This is a genomic window from Streptomyces sp. NPDC048461, from assembly GCF_055587105.1.
Genome location: NZ_JBVJGW010000010.1, coordinates 1 through 21,759 on the forward strand (window position 1 = coordinate 1; position 21,759 = coordinate 21,759).

Consider the following 21,759-nt stretch of genomic DNA (forward strand, 5'->3'; position numbering starts at 1 on the left):
AGGGTCGCCCGTGTACCGGATGTACACGGGCGATCCCGACAACGCGGCGAGCGTGCGTGCCGGACACCGCACGGCAGGAACGACTTCGCCGACACCCCCTAGCGCACCCAGCCCGTGAAGCTCTGTCCGATGCTGCGGGCCCGCTCCGGCGCGCGCGGCGCGCCGCCGCCGTCGACCGCGGCCGACACGGCCCTGACCAGCCACGCGTTGACCGACAGGCCCTCGCGGCCCGCCGCCTCCTCGGCGCGCGCCTTGAGGTGGGAGGGCAGACGCAGGTTGACGCGCGCAGTGCCGCCCTCGTCACCCTCGACGGGAGCCTGGGCCTTGAGCGGCTCGGCGGGTACCGCCGCGTCCGCGGGGCTGCCGCCCGAGGGCGGCAGCGTCACGACGAAGTCGGGGTCGAGCCCGCGCAGCCGTACGTCGACCGAGCCGGGGGCGAGCTCGCGGGTGATCTCGTTCATCGCGTCGGAAAGCACGTTGAGCATGGTCAGCCGGGCGGCCGACTCCAGCGGGGCGGTGAGCCGGTCGGCCAGGGCGCGGGCGTCCTCCCCGCCGGCCTCGGCGGCCACCGCGAGTTCACGGCGGAGGGTGTCGACATACGGGGTCAGGTCCATGGCGCCATCATGGCACCACAATGGCGCCGCACGCAAGCGTGAGTGAGCCACCTTGTGCTCACACCTCGCGGAAACCTCTTTGACCTGCATAAACACAAAGGGGCTAACAGGAATGGCGGTGCCGCCGCGCACGGACACACCCCGATCGACACCACTCCTGGCGCCATGTGGCACCACTTGGCGCCACCTGACGTCGCGTGGCACCACACGATTCCACCCCGGCGCCAGAGCCTTCCGAAGCGCTGACGCCGCGCCGGCCCTTCGATCGGCGCCCCCATAGGTCGGTCATCGACATATGTCGGTGACCGAGCTATCGTGATCGTCGTGAACAGTCAACCTCTGCGCGAGCCGACCCTGCTCATCCTCACCGCGATCGCCGATGCCCCGAGGCACGGATACGCGATCGCCCAGGAGGTCGAGAAGATCTCGGAAGGACGTACGAAGATGCGCACCGGCACCCTGTACGGGGCCTTGGAACGCCTGCTCGAACAGGAACTCATCGCCGTCCACGAGGAGGAGGTCGTCGACGGGCGCAGGCGTCGCAGCTACGCGCTGGCCCCCCGCGGCCGTGAGGTCCTGGCCGCCGACGCGGCCCGTCTCGCGCGCACCGCCCAAGAGGCGACCCGCCGTCTGGCACTCGGCGGCTCCGGCACGGCGGTGACGGCGTGAACGCCCTGCTGAAGCTCTATCCGGCCGTCTACCGGCGCGAGTTCGGCGACGAGATAGCCGACGCCTATCGCGAGGCCACCGACGGCGCGAGCAGGCCCGCCCGGATGCGCGAGGCCGCCGACATCGCCGGGCACGCCCTGCGCATGCGGCTCGGGCTCGGTTCCGCGGGGCGCACCGGACGGCTCCTCGCGGCCCTGGCGCCGTTCGCCGTCGTCGCGGTCGGCCTGAACGCGATGTACCTGACCAGGCTGACGGTCTCCGCCTTCCGCGTCGCCGACGGATTCGGCCAGACCGGCCTCGTGGTCCTGACGGGGGCCGGCAGCATCGCGGTTCTCCTGGGCGCGGTGCTGGCCCTGACCGGCCGCTGGGCGGTGGGGACCTGGACCGTGCTCGCGGGCATCACGGCGAGCCTCGCCCTGCAGGTCCTCCGGCCGGGTCTGGGGCTGGAGTTCGCGCTGTTCTTCACGGGGCCGGCCCTGCTCCTGGCCCTGGTGGCCGTGCTCTGTCCGCCCGACGTACGCCCGGACCCGCGCCCGCACGCGGCGGCGACCCTCCCCGCCGCCCTGGCGGGGGCGGCGGCCCTGACCCTGGCGCCCACGCTCTGGCCACTGCCGCACCCGCAGAACCTGCTGTACTTCGCCGCACCGACGGCCGCCGGTCTCCTGCTGGCCGGCCGGCAGGCGTTCACGCGGCTGCGAACGGCTCCCGCCGTTCTCCTGGCGAGCCTGCCCTTCGCCGCAATCGGCCTGTTCACCGGGGCGCTGGAGGTGGTGGCCCTGCCCCTCGCGTTCGGCCTGACGGCGGCGGCGACGGTGAGCATCCGGCGCCGGCGCCGCGGAGGAGCGCCCTTCCCCACGGCCTGAACCCCGTACGGGCAGCCCGTCAGCCCGTCGAAGGGCGGTGAGCCGTACGGCAGGTGGCGGTGGTCTCCCGCCGGCGGGTGGCGTGGAGGCTGCCGAGCAGGGCGAGGCCCTGGGCGCTGGGGCTCCCCGGTTCGGCCTGGTAGATCACCAGTTGCTGGCCGGGGGCCCCGCGCACGTCGAAGGACTGGAAGGTGAGCGAGAGGGGCCCGGCGTCGGGGTGGAGGATCTCCTTGGCGTCGAAGGTCTTCCCCCGGACGGTGTGCGAGGACCAGAACGCGCGGAACTCGTGGCTCCGTTCGGAGAGGGAGGAGACCACGTCGTGCAGGCGCGGGTAGTGCGGGTCGAGCCCGGTGGCGTGGCGCAGCGCGGCCACCACGGCCTCCGCCGCCCGGTCCCAGTGCGCGAAGAACCTGCGCGCGGCAGGATCGAGGAAGATCATCCGGGCGAGGTTGTCCGCCCGTTCGAACGGCGAGAACAGGGCGTCGGCCAGGGGGTTCGCCGCGAGGAGGTCGGTCGCCGGGTTCAGGACGAACGCCGGCGTGTCCGTCCAGCCGTCCAGGAGGTGCCGCAGGGGCGCGCGGGCGGACTCCCCCGGAGCCGGCCGGTCGCCGCCCGGCACCGTGCCCGCCAGCCGGTAGAGGTGCGCGCGCGCCTCCTCGTCCAGCCGCAGCGCGGCACTGAGCGCGTCGAGGACCTGGGCCGAGGGCCCGCGCTCACGTCCCTGTTCCAGGCGGGCGTAGTAGTCGCTGTTCATGCCGACGAGCACGGCGACCTCCTCCCGCCGCAGCCCGGCCACCCGTCGGACTCCGTGGGAGACGAGCCCCACGTCGGCGGGCAGCAGGCGAGCGCGGTGGGAACGCAGGAAGTCCCCGAGGTCGTTGTCGGTCATGCCGCAAGGCTAGGGCTCCCCGGGCGCCCGTGCCGGGGTGCGCCGTACCCGGGCACGGCCCGGACGAGGGGCTCGCTCCCGGCCGGCGTCCCGCGCCTGTAACGCGCGCGGGGCGCCGGACGTTGTTCCCCTTATGGACGAGACCCTGGACCTGCTCGACGTATTCCTCGACGGCGTGACGGAGCCGCGCCTGAAGCTGATCAGCGCGGACGAGGCACGGGCCCTGATGGTGCTCCTCGGGCTGCTCGACGACGCCGAACAGCCCGAGGAGGTCCGCCGGGCCGCCGGCGACCTGCGGTACCGGCTCGCCTCCCGCCTCGCCTGACGCCCCGTCCGGCGCCTCGTCCGGCGCCTCGTCCGCCGCCGGGGCCGGGGCAGGGGCCGGGGTTCACTTCGACTGGTAGACGCCGAACACGTCGAGCACCAGGTCCGCGTCCTGGTCGCTCTGGTTCCAGAAGGTGACGACGCCGTGCTCCCCGTCGCTCGCCTGCACCAGGTTCGGGACGGTCGTGCCGGTCGTCCAGTTCAGGGTGGAGGAGCCGGGGCGCGGCCCCGACGGCGCGGCGGGCGCGCCCTCCGCCGGCAGCGGGTAGGGGCTCGGCGCGACCGAGAGGTGTCCGGCGCCGGCGGTCTCGGTGACGGTGGTGTTCAGCACGTAGGCCTCGACGCCCGTCGCGGCCTCGGGCGTGAACCCCTGTGTGATGTACTCCCGCGCCACGAACCGGCCGCCGGCCCAGCCGTAGGCCTCCTCGCGGGTGTCGAGCGTCCTGAACGGGGTGAAGGGCAGGAAGGCGGCCTTGCTGTCCTTGCTGTAGTAGCCGACGACGTCGACGACCACGTGGGCCGGCATCCACGACCCGTTGAAGACCTTGATCGTGCCGTCGGCGGCCACCGGGACGATCACCGCGTTGGCCACCGTCTGACCGGGCACGAAGTTCAGGTTCGACGAGGTCGGGACCGGACCGGAGCCGGAGAAGGCGGTCAGGTGGCCCGGAGCCTCCGGTTCGGTCACCGTGACGTTCAGCGCCACGGCCGTGACGCCCTGGGGCACTCCCCGCAGTCCGCCGATCCGGGTCTCGAACGCCGTGCGCGCGGCGAGCTTGCCCCGGGCGGCGCCGAGCCCCTCACGGGTGTCCACGAAACGGGCGGGCGTCATCGAGGTGTAGCCGCCGGCCGAGGCACGGGTGAAGTAGCCGGTGACGTCGGCGATCAGGTCGACCGGCTGCGGGCCGCCGTTGTAGAGCTCCACGTACCCGTCCTCGCCGACCGGCACGATCACCAGGTTCGGAACGGACCGGTTGGCCGTGTAGTTCAGGTTCGACGTCCCGGGGCGGTCGTAGCCCGCTCCGGGCCAGGCGGTCACGTACCCGCTGTCGGCGGTCTCCGTGACCGTGACGTTGAGGGCGACCGCGGTGACGCCCGCCGGGACGGCGGCGTTGCCCGCCACCTTCACCCGCGCGGAGCCCTGACCGGGGACCTTGGCCGCGGGCGCACCGGTTCCGTTGCGGGTGTCGAGGAGGCGGGTCGGCGTGTGCGGGGTGAAGTCGGAGCCGGGGGTGAGGAAGGCACCCCCGTTGGCGGCCTGGACGGCGTTGACCGAGTCGGTCACGGTCACCTTCACCTGGTACTCGCCGGACTTGTCGTAGGTGTGCGAGTGGTGCAGCTCGGCGTTGCCCTGGGCGGTGACCGTGTCGGTCTTGCCGTCGCCCCAGTCGATGACGACGCCGAGCGCGAAGTCGGCGCTCGTGATCAGGGTGGTGAGCTCGATCCCGTGCGCGGTGTAGCTGGTGCCGCTGACGTCCACCGCGAGAGCCGCGTTGGCCCCCGGGTCCGGCGCGGCCTGCGCGCTCTGCGGCGCGGCGGTCCTGGCGTTCGCCTCGGTGCTCGTCTTGGCGTTCGCCTCGGTGTTCGTCTTGGTGTTCGCCGTGCCGCTTTCCCCGGCGGCGGGCAGGGCGGTACGGATCGTGCGGTCGGCCGGGCTGTGGAAGCCCTCGGAGGTGGATGCCCGGGCTATGGCGTCGGCGACGCCGGCCGCGACGGGCACGGGATCCGCCGCCTGCGCGGTGCCCGGGACGATGCCGAGACCGGCCGCCACGAGGGCAGCGGTCATTACGAGTCGGTGGTTGCGCACCGGCCCCCCAATGGTGGTGATGGGTGAAGAAGGGCCACCGTACGAAGGGTTCCGGCCAAGGGTCACGGGGTTCCTGGCGCATTCACTCCATAGGGGCCAAGGCTTTACCGTCTGTACGGTTTGTGATCGAGAAACGCGCGTCGGATAACGGCGGGTACCGGCCCTCGACCATTCGAACGCTTCCGCATATCCGGAACGCCGCAGCCATGGAGCCTCCTCCGCCCCATACCCCGCACACCCCGCCCACCTGCGGCTTTAAGCCGCCACTTAGAGGGTTGCCGGTCCGGGATCGCGCCTGCCAGTGTGTGCTGCGGCAAAGGAGCGGTGTTCCTGACACTGCGAGGCGGCTCACTTTCCGAGCCGTTCGACATGAGCGGAGTGTGGCGAAAATGAAGTTCTTACGTACCGGCGGCATGCGGCGATGGCTGGCGGTGGCCGCCGTCGGCTCCGCCGCGGTGATGAGCACGATCACCCCTGCGAACGCCGGTGGCACCGGCGGAGCCGAAGAGGCCGGGACGCAGACCGCGGCCTCACCGTGCGGGTACTTCGCGGGCAGGGAGATCGCGTTCTACAACCACTGCGGCCCCACCACCATCAAGATCAAGCTCGACATCGTCCGCGGCAGGGACAAGGTCATCTGCGTGGGGCCCAAGGAAACCCGGCTCGGCCTCAAGAGCCAGATCCGGGACGCGAGCTACGTCGGCGGCGCCGGCTGTTCCATCTCGTAGCCGGCTGAGGGGTCCGGCTGCTCGATGACGAGGTGGCCGCTCAGCGGCCAAGAAGGCTCAAGGATCCGGCGATTGGCCGGATCCTTGAGCCTTTTCCAGTCGACTTTGTTCCGCTGTGATGAGCAATGCGACGAAAAGCGTGCGGTGCGCCCGGCCGGGGAAGGCTGGGCGGTGCGCGGACCTGCTCCAGCGCTCGGGCAGGGGGCCGTGCCGGTGTTACGCATTCACTTCACATCGGAAGATCTCACGCGGATCCGTGTGGCGGCGACGATCGGAGCCGCTGCGGAGACCTACTACAGCCTGGAACTCCTGCGGGAGAACCGGGACCTTCCCCACTTCCGCCCCTGGCGGTCGGCGGTCAGGAACCGGATGGGGGCGGACACGGGACCGCTGACGTCCTTGCTCCCGGTGCGCGGCCCGGGGGTCGACCTGCTGGCCCTGATGGGTGACGTGCCCTGTCTGGACCACGCCGTGGACAACCTGCTGCACGCTCCGGTCTCCCGGTTGCGACGCGAGCTCACGGGCCTCGACTTCCGTCCCGGGCACCTGCCGTGGGCCAGACGGCTGTCCGAGGGGGACCGCGAGGCGCGCCGCGAGCTCGCGGACGCCGTGCGCGCCTGCCACCGGCTGACCGTGGAGCCCTACTGGCACCAGGGGCGGTCCGAGCTCGTCGCCCTGACGTCCCGCTACGCGAACCTGGTGCTGGAGGGAGGGACCGACCTGCTGTTGCGCTCCCTCTGCCCTCCCCTGGTCCGCTGGCGTCCGCCCGTCCTGGAAGCTCCGTACCCGCGCCGGGTGGAGGTGCACCTGCGGGGCCGCGGGCTGGTCATCACGCCCACGGTCTTCTCACCGCCCTGCGTGAGCCTGCTGTGGGACCCGCTCGACACCGCCCAGCCGCCCCGGTTGACCGTTCCGGCCCTTCGCGGGCCGCTGACCGGCAGCGGACCGGCCGAGCCGGGCAGAACCCCCGGCCGGAACCTGGAGTCGCTGCTCGGCCGCACGCGGGCGGCGGCACTGCGCGTGACCGCGGACGGCAGTACCACTACGGAGCTGGCCCGCCGCCTCGGCGTCTCGGGCGCAGCCGCGAGCCAGCACGCGACGGTGCTCCGGAACGCGGAGCTGATCACCACCACCCGCCGGGGCGGATCGGTGCGCCACCTCATCACCCCGCTGGGTCTCGCCCTGTTGAGGACCGGGACCATGACCGCTCCGGAGCCGTGAGCCGGACCCCGACGTGCGCGGCCGGCCCGTCCACGCCGCGCTGCGCTCAGTGCGGTGCCGGGTTCGGGTCCAGGGCGTTGCCGATGCCGCATCCGCCTTCTCCGGGCATCCGCTGGACCCGGGGCGGTACCCACACCTCGGTGGCGCCGGGGCCCACGCGGGCCAGCAGGCAGTCCTGCGCGTCGAATCCGTTGCCGCGCACCGACAGCACGACTCCGACCCGGCCGCCCTCCGCCTTGACCTCGGTACGGACGGCCGGTTGCAGGTTCAGGGCGGCCAGCGCACGGCGCACCTCGGCCTCGTCCGCCCGGCCGCCCTCCGGCACCCGGGGAAGCGTCGCGCGGAGCTCTTCGTACGGCAGCAGCCGGGGCGGTTCGGGGGGCGGGGCGAAGGTGAGCGGAGGCCCGTCCGGGCAGTCCACGTCGCGGGGATCCTCACCCCACTCCGACGCGGGCGACACCCGTACCGCGAAACAGCGCCGCACGGCGACCTCCCGAGGGGCGATCCACCCCTCGTACGCCGAGCCGGACGTCCGGACGACCACGTCGATGCCGTCCCCGTCATGGGTCGAAGTGCCCTTCACGCGCAGCACCTCCACCCCGTCGATGCCGGAGGCGGAACGCCCGACGTCCTCCGCCGTGCGCGGATTCTGGCCGTAGAGCCGCTCGCCCGCCTTTCGGGCCACCTCGCGTGCGGTGTCCGTCGCCTCGCTCTCGGGAGACTGCATGACCCCGCAGCCGACGGCGAACAGCAACAGCGGTGCGAGGAGGGAGAGTCGGCGCATGGCTCCACCCTTCCGTCGCCCCGCACGGCGGCCAACCGCTCCCGTACCCGGACCGGCATGGGCGATCGTACTCACCTGCGGGCGCACCCCGCGTTGTTCGAGAAACGCCGACCGGCGGAACCCGGGACCGGTGAGGGAGCTCCCGGGGCCCGGTGCCCGCCCCGGTTCGAACGGCGGGGCGATCCTCCCACCTCCGCCTTCGTCCGCGAAAGTCCGGTGACGCCGCTCAGGGCCGACAGGCGCCCGTGCCGGCGCCGCCGTGGCAGCATGAACCGGTGACCGACCCTCAGCCGTACACCGGTACCGAGTTCCTGGAGCCGAGCAGCCTCCGGCTCGTGGAGACCGCGACACCCTGGGTGTCCCCGGAGGACCTGCTCGCCATGAACCGCATCTGGGACGCGGAGGTCGCGAGGAGTCCGCACCTCTTCGACGGGCCGCTCGTCGCCTGCGTCGGGCTGGAGTGGCGGCAGCGGGAACTGGTCCTGTCGTGGGCGAGGGCAACCTACCGCCACCGTGCCCTGCGTCGCCTCCGCGACTTCAGCGGGTGGAGGCCGTCGTCCGTGTTCGTGACGGTTCTCCAGCCGACGGACACGGGCGAACTCGTGGTGGGGCGCGGTTCGGCAACCACCGCCGCGCCCGGCCGCTGGCAGCTGCCGGGCGGCTCCGCCGAGCCTCCGGCGGCCGACGAGCCGCTCGATCTGCCGGCACTGCAGCGGCATGCCGCACGGGAGGCGCTCGAGGAGATCGGTGTCCACATCGCGCCGGAGCGCCTCTCCTCGTGGGCCGTCACACGGGGTAGGAACGGGAACATCGGCTTCCATTTCCTGGCCCCTCCCCGTTCGGCCGCCTGGTTGCGGGAGCGGTTCGCGGCGTTGCTGTCGGCCGAGAAGGCGTCGGGCCACGAGCCCGAGCTGGACCGGATCGCCCTCCTCGGGTCCCGGACCGGGCTCGCCGAGTTCGCCGGGCCGCACGCGGACTATCTGCGGGCGGTCACCCTCCGGTACGCGGAGCAGTGAGGACATCCCGCTCCGGCACGGCGTCCCAGCCCGTTGCGGACCGGCCGTGACACCTCGCGCGTCCGGTCGTTGAACGGGGTGGTCAGCGAAGTGGACCACCGGGCCCCGGGATGCACGTCCCGGGGCCTCGTCCTGTTCGCGGGGCGTGCACGATCCGGCTGCGGCCGACCGGAAGCGGTCTGAGTAGGAAACGCAGGCGCGGCTGAGTAGGGCGGCCGAGGTGCCGCAGGCGGGAGGCCGGTTCACTGGCCCCATGAACGAGACGAACCGCGCCCGGACGCCGGACTCTCCCGCACGGCGCACGAAGCCGTGCCAATGGTGCGGCCGCCCCGTACCGCAGCCCTTGCCCGTGCTGCGCAAGCTGCACTGCAACACCGGCCACTGGATCCGCGACGTACGCGCCAACTTCTGGCGCAGGCTGTGGGACAACCTCTGACCCGACAGCGGCGGAAGCGAGTTCGACGACACCCCCTACGGGTGCCGCGCGGGCTCGGTGCCCGGGTGTCGGGCGGGCTCGCGCGTGCGGGGCGTGTCGGGCGGGTCGCCGGGGGCGCTTCGCCTACGGTGTGACCCAAGATCGTTGCCTCGCGTTCGAGCGAGTGAGGACCCCTCCGAGATGAACCGTACGAGCGATCCGCGCCCGCCGGAGCAGCAGCTACCGGCCCCCGTGCGGGCCGAGAGCCGCTGGCCGATGGCCGCGGCCGTCATCGTCTCCGCCGTACTGACGCTGCTCCTGCCCGACGACTTGCGCCTCGGTCCCCGGTGGGCGCTCCCCCTCGCCGAAGGGCTGCTCCTGGTGGCGCTGGTGTCGGCCGATCCCGTACGGATCAGCCGTCGGTCGGGGGCCCTGCGCGGCGTGTCGGTCGCCCTCGTCGGCGTGCTGGTGGCGGGCGCCGTCTGGTCGACCGTCCGGCTGATCGACGACCTCATCCACGGCGGTACCGAGACCAACTCCGCCACCGCCCTCCTGCTGGCCGGGGGCAGCGTCTGGGCCTCCACCGTCCTCGCGTTCTCCCTGCTGTACTTCGAGCTCGACAACGGCGGGCCGGCCGTCCGGGCCCACCACATGCCGCCCACCCCCGCGCTCGCCTTTCCCCAGCAGCTCACCCCCGAGCTCAACGCGCCCAACTGGCGCCCCCGCTACATCGACTACCTCTACCTCGGCTTCACCAACTCCACCGCGCTGAGCCCCACCGACGTCATGCCGCTCGCTCCCTGGGCCAAGATCGTCATGACGTTGCAGTCCGTCATCTCCCTGGTGATCCTGGGCCTCGTCATCGCGCGCGCCGTCAACGTCCTCGCCTGACCGATCCGGGGATGCGGAACGCGGAACGCGGACGCACGGGGCGGGACGTCACGTGCCAGACTGCTCCGCATGACCGCTGCCGTCTCCTCCCCCGAGCTCCGGATCACCGTCCGTCCGATGGCGGAGCCGGACATCGACTCCGTGTCCGCGGTACGCGTCAGCGGATGGCGGCACGCGTACGCCGGGCTGATGCCGCAGGAGTACCTGGACGGCCTCAGCGTTCCCGAGATCGCCGCGTGGCAGCGCGCCCGCTTCGCCGACCCGGCCTCGACCGCCACCGATCTGGTGGCCGAGGACGGTGCCGGCCACGTCGTGGGCTGGGCCTGCTTCGGACCGGTCCGGGCCGATGGACTGCCGCCGGGAGAAGGCGAGTTGTTTGCGCTGTACGCCCGCCCCGACCTGATAGGCACCGGCATCGGCCGGGCTCTGATGGCCGAGGTGCTCCTGCGCACCGCCGCCTGGCCGGCGCTGCGCCTGTGGGTCGTGGAGGGCAACGCGCCCGCCCGGCGCTTCTACGAGCGTGCCGGGTTCGCCCCCGACGGGGCAGTCGCCACCGACAACGTGGGCGGCTCACCCGTCCGCGAAGTCCGCTATCACCGGCCCCGCAGGTAGGAAGGACAAGCCGTGAACCACCCCTCCCTCCCCACCACCGAAGCCGCCGTCGCCGCCGTGCGCGCCATCGCGGCCGAGTACGGCCTGGCGGTGTCGGTCACCGAGGACATCGGAGCGGACATGACCTCGCGCCGCGCGGCCGCCGACCTGTTCTCGGTCTTCGACCCCGACGGGTCGCTGCCGCACGAGGCGTACGTGGAGCTGGCCGGCGTCCCGTCGGTGAGCATCCGGATCTTCCCCGAGGACGACGCGCACATCACCGTCGACGGGATCGAGTTCCTCGACGTCCCCCGGGACTCCGTGCCCGCGTTCCTCCGCTCGGTGTACGGCGGACTGGCCTGGGTGAAGGGGCGGTTCTTCCCCCCGGGGCAGTGGCTCGTCGTGCCCCTGCCCGGCGACGAGACGTACCGGGAGCCGGCGGGCATCGCCCTCACCCCCTGGCTCGCCCGCATCGTACGCACCTGACACCACTCGGCCGCCCGCAGTCGCGGCGCCGCTACGGCGGGGACATCCGCTTCACTCTGACTGGAGGTCATCCGAGTGTTCCCCGTACGGATGCTTGCCGGTGCGTCGTCGGCTCTGGCGGTCCTCGCCCTCTCCGGTTGCACCTCCCACTGGGGCTGCACCGACAGCACGGCGGAGCGCGGTCAGGCCGGTGTCGGCGTGCAGGTCCTCGACACGTCCGGGCGGCCCCTCGGCGTCACCGCCGAGACCGTTGACTGGCGCCTGGAGCCTCACCCGCAAGTGCCCTCCCAAGGAAACCAGGTCCACTTCCACTACCGCTTCGACGGCGCCGAGGGGGGAGCCGGGCCCGCGGTGGACGCCTGCGCGGTCGACGAGGAGCGCGTCGCGTTGATGTGCAAGACGATCCATGCGTCCGATGCGTGGCCCGAGCCGGACGGTGGCCGCACGGGCGACGACTGGCTCACCGTCGAAGACCCCGGACGGGTCGCCGGAGTGCTCTTCATCCCCAATGACCAGTCCCACGACAGACGATCGTGCGCGCAGGACGGCAAGGACGGTGGCGGGCTGCACCCTCCGGCACATGCCGGCGTGGGGGACCGGCTGTGAGCGGGCATGCGGCCGGCCAGACGGTGGCGGGGGCTTCGGCGGCCCGGCAACCGGCAGGCTTCGCCGGTCGGTCGGTCCGCAGTCGTCCGTGAGGTGTCAGGGCCGGCCGGAGTCCGCGGCCGTTCCCGTACGGCTCGGTTCGGGTGCCACCTCCCGCAGTTCCGCGAGGAGTTCGCTCTGGCCGACCAGCAGCTCGGTCAGGATGCGGCGGGCCGCGCGCAGCAGTTCGGCGACGTCACCGCCCGCCAGGGCGTAGCTGACGGTCGACCCGTCGCGGATGGAGACGACGATGCCGGAGCGGCGCAGGACGCCCAGCTGCTGGGAGAGGTTGGACGGTTCTATGTCGATCTCGGCGAGGAGGTCGCGCACGGGCATGGGTCCGCTCTGCAGGAGCTCCAGTACGCGGATGCGGACGGGGTGCCCGAGCATCCGGAAGAACTCGGCCTTCGCCTGGTACAGGGGGACCTGCATTCCCACGCATGCTCCTGCTGTTGAGGGGTCGAAGGGGGGAGACGGCGGGACGGCCGGGTGGCGGCACGGCTGCCGTTCTCCACCCTTCCGTCCGGCGGGCCCACGCGCGCCGCGTATGCGCGGTTTCGGATATGCCGAGTTGAAGACTTCTTCAACTCATGGGCATGCGTGGGCCCGGGAACACGGCGGTCAGACCTCCAGGTTGGCTTCGATGCGCTTGAGCTGGTGCCGCGCCATGGCCAGGTTGGAGTTGGACTTGTCGAGGACCACGTACAGGAACAGGCCGTTGCTGCCGCGCCCCTTCAGCAGCCGGATCAGGTGGTACTGGGTGCCGAGGGTGATGAGCAGGTCCTCGATGTCGTCCTGCAGGCCCAGCATCTCCATGGTCCGGACCTTGGCCCGGATCACGTCGGTGTTGCCGGCCGCGGCGACCGACAGATCGAGATCCTTCCCCCCGCCGAGCGTGCCCAGCGCCATTCCACTGCTGTAGTCCACCAGGGCGACCCCCAGCGCGCCCTCGATCGAGGTCATCGTCTCCTTCAGGGAAACTTCCACATTCGCCATCGACGCCCACTCCCTCACTTCTCCGTCGACGCCCGGCACCCGCGTCGCCCGCCCGCTCCGGCACCGGACCGTTTGCGCTCACCACGCTAGTGATCGCGTCCCCGACGCCGGGAGGAAAACCGGGCCTTTGGCGTGATTTCCACCCGGCCCGGGACGCCTCCGGGGGTTCCGTCGCTGACCCGGCCCTTTGCGGCGTTCCAAACCTGTGCGGGGGTGCCGTCCACGGGCGGCCGAAAAGGAGCGCTGCCACCCGGGACGAACCCGACCGGCGTACCGGTGCCGAACGTCGGGCGTCGGGCGTCGGGCGTCGGGCGTCGGGCGTCGGGCGTCGGGCGTCGGGCGTCAACGGCGTCCGGCGCTGCGCGCGCACCGGACCACGGGACCGGTCAGGGGCGGTTCAGGCCCCACGTCTGCAGGGCGTAGGCGCGGCCCTTCTCCTCGCCCGTGATCAGCGGGACGTCGAGCAGACCGAAGCCCGCCTTGGTGGCCACGGAGACGCTGGCCGCGTTCTCCGCCTCCAGCTCCAGGATCACCTGCTCCGCGTCCAGCTCCTCGAAGGCGTACGCGGCCATCACCCGGACCGCCCGCACCGCCAGCGCCCGGCCGCGGTGCGCCGGGCCGACCGCGTATCCGAGCTCGGTGCCCTCGGGGGCGCGGCGCAGCATGACCTCGCCGAGCGGCGCGCCGCCGTCGACGGTGATGGCGAGCAGGACGGCCGTGCCCTCCGCGCGCAGCTGCCGGGCCCGCTCCAGCCGCGCTCGGGCGGCCGCTGCGTCGAAGGGCGAGACGATCGGCGTCCAGTGCGCGATGTCGGGGTGGTCGAACAGCTCCGGCATCGCGGCCAGGTCGGCTTCCGTCCAGTCGCGGAGGACGAGCCCCTCCCCCGCGAGTTCGATCCGCTCGGGGAAGGACGGCGTGGTGCTGCTCATGGTGGGGCCTCCCTGGCCTGGTCAGGACCAGGCAGGATATCCGGGGGCCCAGGCGCCGGGTCGGGCAGGTCGTACGGGCAACGGTCCGTCACTCCCCCTGCTTGACGCACAGGACGGTCTCCCCGAGGGGGTGGGTGCGCCACAGGGCGGGATCGGTCAGGTGGCGCGTCACCTCGGCGGACGGGCCGAGGATCAGGTTGCCGGCCAGCAGCGTTCCGCCGGGCCTCAGCAGCCGGTGGAGGTCGCGGACGATGTCCGCGGTCGGGGTGAAGCCATCGAAGAACGCCAGGTCGTAGCCGCCGGTGTCGAGTCCGGGCAGGATGCTCTCCGCCGCGCCGTGCAGTACGGCCACCGTCCGCCGTATCCGCGCCGGTCGATCTCGGCGCGGGCGAGTCGGACGTGGTCGGGGTCCGCCTCGATCGTGTCCACCCGGGCGTGCGGTACGGCCTGCGCCATCGACAGGGCCGTGTAGCCGAGCGCCGTGCCCACCTCCACGATCCGCCGCGCCCCGACGGCCGCCGCCACCGTCGCCGGGAGCGATCCCTCCCCGTACGCGTACGCCCCGCAGCCGTGCGGGCGCCGGTGCCGGCGGGTGGCTTCCTGCAGGTCGGCGAACGCATCGGGCACGTCGATCGGGTTGCGCACCGCGGCGACGGTGGCGACGGCCACGCCGCGGAGTCGGTTCCAACGGCTCGTCATGTCGGGCTCCGCTCTCCGTGGCTTCCGGCCCTCGCCGGGTCTCCCGTACGGTGACACTTGAAGCAGACTTCAAGTCAAGGCGGTGAGCCCCGACCGTGACGCCGGAACAGGGACCGGGACCGGGACCCGGACCCGGACCCGGACCCGGATCGGAACTCGACATCGCGGAGGTCGCCCGGACCACGGGTGTCGCGCCGTCGGCCCTGCGGTACTACGAGCGCCTCGGGCTCCTCGCGTCGTCGGGCCGCAACGGGCTGCGACGGACGTACCGGCCGGAGGCGGTGGACCGCGTTGCGCTGATCGTCAACGCGCAGGCGACCGGCTTCACGCTCGCCGAGCTGAAGGCGGTACTCGACGCGCCGCCCGCCGAGGTGCACGCGCGCCTGGCGGCCAAGGTGGCCGAGATCGACGAGCGGATCGAGGCGATGCGGCAGGCCCGGGCGCGCCTCGGGCACGCGCTGACCTGCCGCCACCCGTCGCTGCTGGACTGCCCCACCTTCCGTTCCGGCCTGCGCGACCTCCTCCCGGAGTCCTGACCGGCACCGCGCGGAACCGCCCCCGCCCCTCGCCCCTCGGGGCAGCCCGGTCTCCGCTGCCGCCGGCGCAACCGGTTTCCGCGACGGGCGGCTCCCACCGGCCACTTCCGGCCAACCTCCGCACGAGGCGGGTGCCGATCGCGGCACCGTACGCCCCGACGCCCGCCTTCCCGCGTCTGGGCCCCGGCCGGCACCCAGGTCGTCCAGATCCGGCTGCTCCACCTCCCCTCCTGCGCTGTACTCACTTCCTCCGCTCCATACGACTGAGAGCAAGTGCGTTGAGATACAAGCGCGTTGAACTCTCCGTCGCCCGAGTGCCGTTTCCTGACGCCCCCAGCCGGAGGACCTTCTCGTGCATCCCACACCCGCCCCTTCACACCCCCGCACCGGCACGCCCGTCACCGTCGCCCTCCCCGCCACCCACGACAACGGATCGTCCCGGCCGGCTGCGGGGCGGGGCGAATGAGCCAGGACACCGAGCACCCGGAGCAGTCCGACACGCAGGCCGTGTCGGACTCCGAGCGGTTGCTCTTCGGCGGGGAACTGGCCTACGACATCGGCTGGGAGCGCCACGAGGGCGCCTGGCTCAGGCTGGGCCTGTGGGACATGGCGAAGGGCATGCCGCGGATGGTCGGTACCGGGGTGCGGCTCGCGCACCGCGCCGACGCCCGCTCGCTTCGCGTGGTCCTCGGCGCCGAGCTCGGCCGTGGCATCGCCCAGGCCGTCGGGCTGGTCGCGGTGAACGGCGTGCTGGGCCACATCCTGTCCGGCGGCACGACCAACGAGCGGCTGGCCCGCGCGGTTCCCGCGCTCATCGTGGTCGCGGTGACGGCGTTGACGGGGTCGCTGCTGCGGTCCGCGTCGACGGCGGCGACCGGTGCCCTGGAGCCGAAGGTCCAGCGGGTGGCGACCGAGCGGTACCTGGGGCTGGTGCACCGGGTGGAGCTGGCTGCGATCGAGGACGACGAGTTCCACCGCCTGCTGGACGCCGCCCGGTACGGAGCCGATTCCGCGCGCCGGATGATCCGGTACTGCACCAACACCCTGAACTCGGCGATCTCGCTGGTCGCCGCGGCCGGCGTGCTCACCGTTCTGCACCCCGGGCTCTTGCCGCTCCTCGTCCTGATGACCCTGCCGAGCGCGTGGAGTTCCCTGACGATCTCCAAGCAGCGCTACATCTCGTTCCACACCTTCGTGCAGCACGCACGCGCCGGTCATCTGCTCGGCCAGCTCCTGACGCAGCAGGAGGCGGCCGCCGAGGTCCGCGTGCACGAGGTCGGCCCGTTCCTTCTCGGTCACTTCCGGAGCATGGCCGAGACGAGCGAGCGCGAGCAGACCCGTCTGGCCCGCAACGCCGCCCGGATCGGCCTGAGGGCCGACGGCGCCGGGGGGATCGCGACGCTCCTCACGTACGGGGCGCTCGGGCTGCTGTTGTGGAGCGGGAGGATGGACTTCGCCGTCGCAGGGACCGCGGTCCTCGCGATCCGGACCGGAGTCTCCAGCCTCGACAGCCTCGTGCTGCAGATCACCGACCTGCACCAGGAATCGCTGTTCGTCGCCGACTACGAGCGCCTGTGCACCGAGGCAGGGGTACGCGCCATCCCGGCCGGCGGCGCACCGCTGCCGGAGCGCCTGCGGGAGGTCCGCTTCGAGAAGGTCACGTTCACCTACCCGGGCAGCGCCGGCGAACCGGTGGAACCGACCCTGCGCGAGGTGTCCCTGGCCTTCCCCATGGGCAAGGTCGTCGCCCTCGTCGGCGAGAACGGCTCCGGCAAGTCCACCCTGATCAAGCTCCTGTCCGGCCTGTACCTCCCGGACGAGGGCGGCGGCACGATCTGGTGGGACGACGTCGACGCGGCCACCGCGGACCGGGGTCAGATCTTCGCGCGCGTCGCCCTGATGAGCCAGTCGTTCTACCACTGGCCGTTCACGTTCCGCGTCAACGTCGGCATCGGCCGGCCCACGCGTCCGATCGACGACGGGGCGGTGCGGACCGCGGCCGCCTACTCAGGCGCCGACGGCGTCCTCGCCGAACTGCCCCGCGGGCTCGGCACCCTGCTGGCGCGCGGCTACCGCGGAGGGCACCAGATCTCCGGCGGACAGTGGCAGAAGATCGGAATCAGCCGGGCGAAGTACAAGGACGCCGAGATCCTGGTGGTCGACGAGCCGACCAGCGCCCTCGACGCGGTCGCGGAGCAGAAGGTCTTCGACCAGATCCGGGCCCTCGCCGCGACCGGCCAGACGATCGTGCTGATCACGCACCGGCTGCACTCCGTACGGCACGCCGACGTCATCCACGTGCTGAAGGACGGGCGGGTCGCCGAGTCCGGCACCTTCGCCGAGCTGATGGACGAGGACGGCGGCACCGGCGACTTCCGCGCCGCGTACACGGTGCAGGCCTCCGCGTTCGCCGAGAGCCTCCCCGGGCAGCGCGACCGAGCGGCGGACCCGCGGGCGCAGGACCGTACCTGAGCCGGACGCTCCGGGTCCTCCCCGGCGGCGCCGGGCCCGGCTGACCGCCCGTTCAGCGCGGCGGGCCCGCCCGGCCCGCGGGCGCCGGGGACCCCGGGGCGGGGCTCACTGGCCCACCCTTCCGTCCACGCACTCGCGCAGCAGGTCGGCGTGTCCGCAGTGACGGGCGTACTCCTCGATCCTGTGCACCATCAGGTCCCGGACGGCGATGCCGTCCTTGCGCAGCCGCTCGCCCGGATCCGGGTGCTCGGCGAGCGCGGCGTCGGTCGCGGCCTGCTCCCGGGCCAGTGCGGCGAACGCCGCGTCGACTTCGGCCTGTTCGCCGACGGCTCCGTCGAAGTCCGCGTCGCGCCTGCCGTAGAGCTTCGGCACGGGGTCGGCGTCGTCGATCCAGTTCCGCCAGTCGCGTTCCACCTCGACGAGGTGCCGTACCAGCCCGAGGAGTGACATCGTCGACGGCGGGACCGAGCGGCGGGCGAGCTGTTCGGCGTCCAGGCCCTCGCACTTCATCCGCAGGGTCATGCGGTAGTCGGCCAGGTAGCCCCGCAGGGTCGCGAGTTCGCCCTCGGGGCCGGGCCCCTCGTTGTTGCGGGGGTCGTCGTCCGGGTTCGCCCACATGTCGGGGTAGACGGTCGCCTGGCTCCATCGTGCTGGTTGATCGTTCATGCGTGCCATGTTCGTCCGTGCGGACCGGACGCGCCACGGGATATGACCGGGTCCGGCCGGAGCGCCGCGCCGGGCTTCAGGGACGGGAGACGAACCGGTCCTCCTGCGCCCAGGCGCGCCGGGCCGTGCGGGTGGTCCGCCGCAGGGGCGACAGCGCGTACCCGGCCATCGCGTATCCGGCGCCGGACGACAGGAGGGCGAGGGCCGCCAGGGCCGGCAGCGAGAACGACACGATCGAGTCGCGGGTCCGCTGCCGCTGGTGGGTCAGGCAGGCGTCCAGTACGTCGTCCACCCGTCCCGCGTCGGTGCCGGAAACCGGTTGCAGGCAGGCGCTGTTCCGTACGACGACCGAGGTACCGGCCTCCAGGTCGAGGACCGGTTCGCGTCCCTCGTTCAGCGCTTGCACCGCGAACACGGAGACGACGGCGAGCAGGACCGTCCCGGCCATCATGAACACGCCGCCGTACAGGCAGGTGAGGCGCAGCCGGGTCACCGCTCGCCGGTCCGGCGAAGGCCGCTCGTCCAGGAGTGTCGCGGCTGCCGTCGCCGCACCGGGGCGGGCGGTCGCCGAGGGGCCGCCGAGGGCGACACCGCGGGTGGTGGCCTTGCGGACTCGGATGGGCATCGGTAGGTCCCTCTGACGATGTGACGACCCTCCACTGTCGCCTGACCACCCGTAAGCGGCACGTCAGCTCGGGACACCTCGGGGAGTTTTTGGGGGTGATCAGGGCATTTGTCCGCGTGTCCGCGGGCGGACAGCGGGGGCACCGCGCGTCGCTGCCTACCGTGGCCCGATGAACGCACCTACAGCGCCACTGACCGCCGGGTACGGGATCCGCTGCGCACGGCCGACGGAATCCGGCGCCGTCGCCGCACTGCTCGCCCGTGCCTTCGCCGACGACCCGGTGATGGGTTGGATGTTCCCCGACCCGTCCGACCGGGAGCGCAGGACCGCCCGCTTCTTCAGCCTGCTCCAGCGGCAGCAGCGTCCCCGGGCCGGCGGCGTCCGGGTGGCCGCCACCGCGGAGGGACAGCTGCTGGCGGCCGCACTGTGGTCGGGGCCCGGCCGGTGGAAGCCCTCGGCGGTACGGGAGCTGGCGGCCCTGCCGCGCTACGCGCGCGTCTTCGGGACGGACGGGCTGCGGCGGGCCGCCGACGTGGAGAACTCCCTCCAGGAGGCTCATCCGCGGGCGCCGCACTGGTACCTGCCGTCCCTGGGCACCGACCCCGCGTTCCAGGGCGTCGGAGCGGGTTCGGCGCTCGTGCGCCAGCAGACCGCCCAGTGCGACCGCCTCGGCCGGCCCGCGTACCTGGAGTCCAGCAAGCCGTCGAACGTCCCCTTCTACGAGCGGCTCGGCTTCCGGGTCACCGGCGAGCTGCGGCTGCCCGACGGCGGTCCGACCCTCTGGGCGATGTGGCGCGACCCCGCCGGCGATGTCGCTCCCGAGCCGGAATCCCGCTCCGGCGCGGACTCCGGCGACGGCTCCGGCGACGGCTCCGGCCCCGGTGGATCCGCCCGTCAGGACAGCTGACCCTGTGTCCCGCGGTCCGCGTCGTCCGCGTGCGCCTCGGTGACCGCCAGCGCCGCGGCCATGACGGACAGCTGCGGGTTGACCTCGGGGCAGCTCGGGAGCACGGAACCGTCGGCGACCAGGACGCCCCGTACGCCACGCAGGCGCCCCCGGGCGTCGGCCGGCGCGGTCTGCGGGTCGGCCCCTGCCGCGACGGTGCCGGTGGGGTGGAAGGCGGAGAGGTGCAGGTGGCGAGCAGTCACCCCGCCGAGCAGCGCGTCGAGCTCGCCGACGGACCGGGCCCGTGGTGCCGAAGGGATCCCCGTGAGCACCTCGACGGCTCCCGCCGCGAAGAGGAGCCGGCCCATGGCCCGTACCGCCGCCATGAGCCGGCCCGCGTCGCGGCGGTCCAGGTCGTAGCGCAGCAGGGTGCGGCCGCGCCCCAGGACGCGGCCCGAGGGCCGGTCGGCGATCATGGCGCCGAGGGTGGCCAGGTGGCCCGCGCCCTCCAGTTCCGCGCGCAGCTCCCGTCCGACCCCGGGGAGTACGAAGCTGCCCATGCCCGGGGGTGTGGCGGTCGCTTCGATGAGGATGCCCTGGTCGTGCCACTGCTCCACTCCGGCGCTCTGCAGTACGCCCTCCCAGGCGGTGACCTCCTCGGTGAACCGGCCGGCCACGCTGGTGGCGGGATGGACGCTCAGGTTCCGGCCGGTGCGGGGGTGTCGCCCCAGCCCCGAGCGGCGCAGCAGCTGCGGCGACTGCAGGGCGCCCGCGGCGACGACGACGCACGGACTGAGGATCTCGAACTCGGTGCCGTCCTCGCGCCGGACGAGGACGCCGGCGGCGCGGGGCGTCCCGCCGCCGGGCGGGTCCGGCTCGGTGAGGATCCGCAGGACGCGGGCCCCGGTGACGATGCGGGCTCCGGCCGCGCACGCGTCGGGCAGCACCGACAGCTGGACGCTCTGCTTCGCCCCCGTGGGACAGCCGACCACGCACTGGCAGGAGCCCTTGCAGCCCGGCGCGTTGCGGCGCAGCGGGGACGCGGTCCAGCCGAGCCGCTCGGCGCCCGCGAGGGCGAGGCGGCCGTTGCGGCCCAGTACGTCCATCGGCTGGGTGGCCACCCGCAGCGTGCGCTCGACGTCGTCGAGGTACGGGCCGAAGCCGTCGGCGAGGTGGAATCCGAACGCCGAGCTCCAGCGGTCGAGGACGTGGCCGGGAGTGCGGTAGCAGGTACCGGAGTTGACGACGGTGGTGCCGCCCACGGCCCGCCCGACCGGAACGACCAGGGGCGGGCTGCCGACGGCCACCGTCGCGCCGCCGTCGCGGTACAGCTCCCCGAAGCGGTCCAGCGGGGTCCGGCGGCCGAACGACGCCGTCGAGTTGTGGCGGCCCTCTTCGAGGACGACCACGCTCAGTCCGGCGCGGGCGAGGGTCCGCGCGGCCATGGCGCCACCGGCGCCGGAGCCGACCACCACCGCGTCAGCCGTGGCCCGCGCGGGCCAGTGCGGGGCGGGGGTGCAGTCCAGCGGCGGATCGTCCGGCGGCGCGAAGGGCAGGCTCCGCGCTCCGTGGTGGAGCATGCGTTCGGTCCCGGCCGCGAGCAGCACGGGCACTTTGAGCACGTCCAGCAGGGGCAGCAGAGCGGGCCGCGAGGCCAGCGCGGCCATCACCGACTCGCGCGCGTCGGCGTCGAGGCCGGCGAGTCGGCGGCCCGTGCGCGCCAGGGCGTAGCCGTCGACCGCGGCGGCGGCCGTACGGAGACCCGCTCGGGCCGGGGCGGGCATGGCGGCCAGGACGGCCTCGAGCCGGCCGGGTACGCGGGCGGTCCAGGCCGCCGAGCGGTCGTCGGCGAGGAGGGCGGCGACGAGTCCGGCGTAGGGGCCGTGTGCGGTGGGGGTGGCATCGGTCGGTCGGGACATCGCGCGCCTTTCGGTGACGGCCGGGAGAGGGCGGAGTGGGCCGGTGGCGGAGGAGGCCGGTGGCGGACCGGAGTCCCCGGCGCCAAGG

25 protein-coding genes are annotated in these 21,759 nt (G+C 73.2%); 14 read left to right on the forward strand and 11 right to left on the reverse strand.

Going from position 1 to position 21,759, the window contains the following annotated elements:
* Positions 1 to 98: 98 nt before the first annotated feature.
* Positions 99 to 614 (reverse strand): hypothetical protein, encoded by a 516-nt coding sequence (locus ACZ6S8_RS18645; protein ID WP_469457005.1) that lies wholly within the window; start codon positions 612 to 614, stop codon positions 99 to 101.
* A 324-nt stretch (positions 615 to 938) separates the two neighbouring features.
* On the opposite strand from ACZ6S8_RS18645, the gene ACZ6S8_RS18650 reads away from it, so the two are divergent.
* Together ACZ6S8_RS18650 and ACZ6S8_RS18655 are read left to right on the forward strand one after the other, a co-directional pair.
* Positions 939 to 1,283, forward strand: a complete 345-nt coding sequence (locus ACZ6S8_RS18650; RefSeq protein WP_469457007.1) for a PadR family transcriptional regulator — start codon at positions 939 to 941, stop codon at positions 1,281 to 1,283.
* A complete protein-coding gene (locus ACZ6S8_RS18655; RefSeq protein WP_469457009.1) occupies positions 1,280 to 2,146 on the forward strand; it encodes a hypothetical protein in 867 nt (288 codons plus the stop codon). Before ACZ6S8_RS18650 ends, ACZ6S8_RS18655 begins: the two co-directional genes overlap by 4 nt.
* Positions 2,147 to 2,165: 19 nt before the next feature.
* Here the strand turns inward: ACZ6S8_RS18655 and ACZ6S8_RS18660 are convergent, their stop codons facing one another.
* Positions 2,166 to 3,035, reverse strand: coding sequence for a helix-turn-helix transcriptional regulator (locus ACZ6S8_RS18660; protein WP_469457011.1), 870 nt, complete (start codon positions 3,033 to 3,035; stop codon positions 2,166 to 2,168).
* 133 nt (positions 3,036 to 3,168) lie between these two features.
* Here ACZ6S8_RS18660 and ACZ6S8_RS18665 point away from each other — a divergent pair, with 133 nt between their 5' ends.
* Entirely contained in the window at positions 3,169 to 3,360 is a 192-nt protein-coding gene (locus tag ACZ6S8_RS18665; RefSeq protein WP_469457013.1) for a hypothetical protein, read from the forward strand.
* Between the two features lie 63 nt (positions 3,361 to 3,423).
* On the opposite strand, the gene ACZ6S8_RS18670 is transcribed toward ACZ6S8_RS18665, so the two are convergent.
* Positions 3,424 to 5,145, reverse strand: a complete 1,722-nt coding sequence (locus ACZ6S8_RS18670; protein ID WP_469457014.1) for a PKD domain-containing protein — start codon at positions 5,143 to 5,145, stop codon at positions 3,424 to 3,426.
* 410 nt (positions 5,146 to 5,555) lie between these two features.
* On the opposite strand from ACZ6S8_RS18670, the gene ACZ6S8_RS18675 reads away from it, so the two are divergent.
* Positions 5,556 to 5,894 (forward strand): DUF6355 family natural product biosynthesis protein, encoded by a 339-nt coding sequence (locus ACZ6S8_RS18675; RefSeq protein WP_469457016.1) that lies wholly within the window; start codon positions 5,556 to 5,558, stop codon positions 5,892 to 5,894.
* A gap of 258 nt (positions 5,895 to 6,152) precedes the next feature.
* Entirely contained in the window at positions 6,153 to 7,115 is a 963-nt protein-coding gene (locus ACZ6S8_RS18680) for an ArsR/SmtB family transcription factor (protein ID WP_469457018.1), read from the forward strand.
* Between the two features lie 46 nt (positions 7,116 to 7,161).
* Here ACZ6S8_RS18680 and ACZ6S8_RS18685 read toward each other — a convergent pair whose 3' ends face one another.
* The gene (locus ACZ6S8_RS18685) at positions 7,162 to 7,899 is read right to left on the reverse strand and encodes a translation initiation factor IF-2 (protein WP_469457020.1); all 738 of its coding nucleotides are present in this window, start codon (positions 7,897 to 7,899) and stop codon (positions 7,162 to 7,164) included.
* Positions 7,900 to 8,174: 275 nt separating this feature from the next.
* Here ACZ6S8_RS18685 and ACZ6S8_RS18690 point away from each other — a divergent pair, with 275 nt between their 5' ends.
* From ACZ6S8_RS18690 to ACZ6S8_RS18715, 6 genes are all read left to right on the forward strand, one after another.
* Positions 8,175 to 8,915, forward strand: a complete 741-nt coding sequence (locus ACZ6S8_RS18690; protein ID WP_469457022.1) for an NUDIX hydrolase — start codon at positions 8,175 to 8,177, stop codon at positions 8,913 to 8,915.
* A 253-nt stretch (positions 8,916 to 9,168) separates the two neighbouring features.
* Complete coding sequence (locus ACZ6S8_RS18695; RefSeq protein WP_469457024.1) at positions 9,169 to 9,351, forward strand: hypothetical protein; 183 nt, start codon at positions 9,169 to 9,171, stop codon at positions 9,349 to 9,351.
* Between the two features lie 180 nt (positions 9,352 to 9,531).
* Entirely contained in the window at positions 9,532 to 10,221 is a 690-nt protein-coding gene (locus tag ACZ6S8_RS18700; protein ID WP_469457026.1) for a hypothetical protein, read from the forward strand.
* 69 nt (positions 10,222 to 10,290) lie between these two features.
* A complete protein-coding gene (locus ACZ6S8_RS18705; RefSeq protein ID WP_469457028.1) occupies positions 10,291 to 10,833 on the forward strand; it encodes a GNAT family N-acetyltransferase in 543 nt (180 codons plus the stop codon).
* A gap of 12 nt (positions 10,834 to 10,845) precedes the next feature.
* Positions 10,846 to 11,298, forward strand: a complete 453-nt coding sequence (locus ACZ6S8_RS18710) for a hypothetical protein (protein ID WP_469457030.1) — start codon at positions 10,846 to 10,848, stop codon at positions 11,296 to 11,298.
* A gap of 75 nt (positions 11,299 to 11,373) precedes the next feature.
* Positions 11,374 to 11,904 carry a hypothetical protein gene (locus ACZ6S8_RS18715; RefSeq protein WP_469457031.1) on the forward strand — a complete coding sequence of 177 codons (531 nt, stop codon included), beginning with the start codon at positions 11,374 to 11,376 and terminating at the stop codon, positions 11,902 to 11,904.
* Between the two features lie 96 nt (positions 11,905 to 12,000).
* Here the strand turns inward: ACZ6S8_RS18715 and ACZ6S8_RS18720 are convergent, their stop codons facing one another.
* The 4 genes from ACZ6S8_RS18720 to ACZ6S8_RS18735 form a co-directional block, all read right to left on the reverse strand.
* A complete protein-coding gene (locus ACZ6S8_RS18720; protein ID WP_469457450.1) occupies positions 12,001 to 12,375 on the reverse strand; it encodes an ArsR/SmtB family transcription factor in 375 nt (124 codons plus the stop codon).
* Positions 12,376 to 12,564: 189 nt separating this feature from the next.
* Positions 12,565 to 12,939 carry a hypothetical protein gene (locus tag ACZ6S8_RS18725; RefSeq protein ID WP_386531398.1) on the reverse strand — a complete coding sequence of 125 codons (375 nt, stop codon included), beginning with the start codon at positions 12,937 to 12,939 and terminating at the stop codon, positions 12,565 to 12,567.
* 386 nt (positions 12,940 to 13,325) lie between these two features.
* The gene (locus tag ACZ6S8_RS18730) at positions 13,326 to 13,868 is read right to left on the reverse strand and encodes a GNAT family N-acetyltransferase (protein WP_469457033.1); all 543 of its coding nucleotides are present in this window, start codon (positions 13,866 to 13,868) and stop codon (positions 13,326 to 13,328) included.
* A 225-nt stretch (positions 13,869 to 14,093) separates the two neighbouring features.
* Positions 14,094 to 14,567, reverse strand: coding sequence for an O-methyltransferase (locus ACZ6S8_RS18735; RefSeq protein ID WP_469457035.1), 474 nt, complete (start codon positions 14,565 to 14,567; stop codon positions 14,094 to 14,096).
* 95 nt (positions 14,568 to 14,662) lie between these two features.
* On the opposite strand from ACZ6S8_RS18735, the gene ACZ6S8_RS18740 reads away from it, so the two are divergent.
* Both ACZ6S8_RS18740 and ACZ6S8_RS18745 read left to right on the forward strand, forming a co-directional pair.
* Entirely contained in the window at positions 14,663 to 15,103 is a 441-nt protein-coding gene (locus tag ACZ6S8_RS18740) for a MerR family transcriptional regulator (RefSeq protein ID WP_469457037.1), read from the forward strand.
* A 462-nt stretch (positions 15,104 to 15,565) separates the two neighbouring features.
* Positions 15,566 to 17,575, forward strand: a complete 2,010-nt coding sequence (locus tag ACZ6S8_RS18745; RefSeq protein ID WP_469457039.1) for an ATP-binding cassette domain-containing protein — start codon at positions 15,566 to 15,568, stop codon at positions 17,573 to 17,575.
* A gap of 105 nt (positions 17,576 to 17,680) precedes the next feature.
* Here ACZ6S8_RS18745 and ACZ6S8_RS18750 read toward each other — a convergent pair whose 3' ends face one another.
* Both ACZ6S8_RS18750 and ACZ6S8_RS18755 read right to left on the reverse strand, forming a co-directional pair.
* Entirely contained in the window at positions 17,681 to 18,250 is a 570-nt protein-coding gene (locus tag ACZ6S8_RS18750; RefSeq protein WP_469457041.1) for a DinB family protein, read from the reverse strand.
* 67 nt (positions 18,251 to 18,317) lie between these two features.
* Positions 18,318 to 18,866 (reverse strand): hypothetical protein, encoded by a 549-nt coding sequence (locus tag ACZ6S8_RS18755; protein ID WP_469457043.1) that lies wholly within the window; start codon positions 18,864 to 18,866, stop codon positions 18,318 to 18,320.
* Between the two features lie 169 nt (positions 18,867 to 19,035).
* On the opposite strand from ACZ6S8_RS18755, the gene ACZ6S8_RS18760 reads away from it, so the two are divergent.
* Positions 19,036 to 19,773, forward strand: coding sequence for a GNAT family N-acetyltransferase (locus tag ACZ6S8_RS18760; protein WP_469457045.1), 738 nt, complete (start codon positions 19,036 to 19,038; stop codon positions 19,771 to 19,773).
* Here the strand turns inward: ACZ6S8_RS18760 and ACZ6S8_RS18765 are convergent.
* Positions 19,761 to 21,671 carry a GMC family oxidoreductase gene (locus ACZ6S8_RS18765; protein WP_469457046.1) on the reverse strand — a complete coding sequence of 637 codons (1,911 nt, stop codon included), beginning with the start codon at positions 21,669 to 21,671 and terminating at the stop codon, positions 19,761 to 19,763. The two genes, ACZ6S8_RS18760 and ACZ6S8_RS18765, sit on opposite strands and share 13 nt — an antisense overlap.
* Positions 21,672 to 21,759 lie beyond the last annotated feature (88 nt).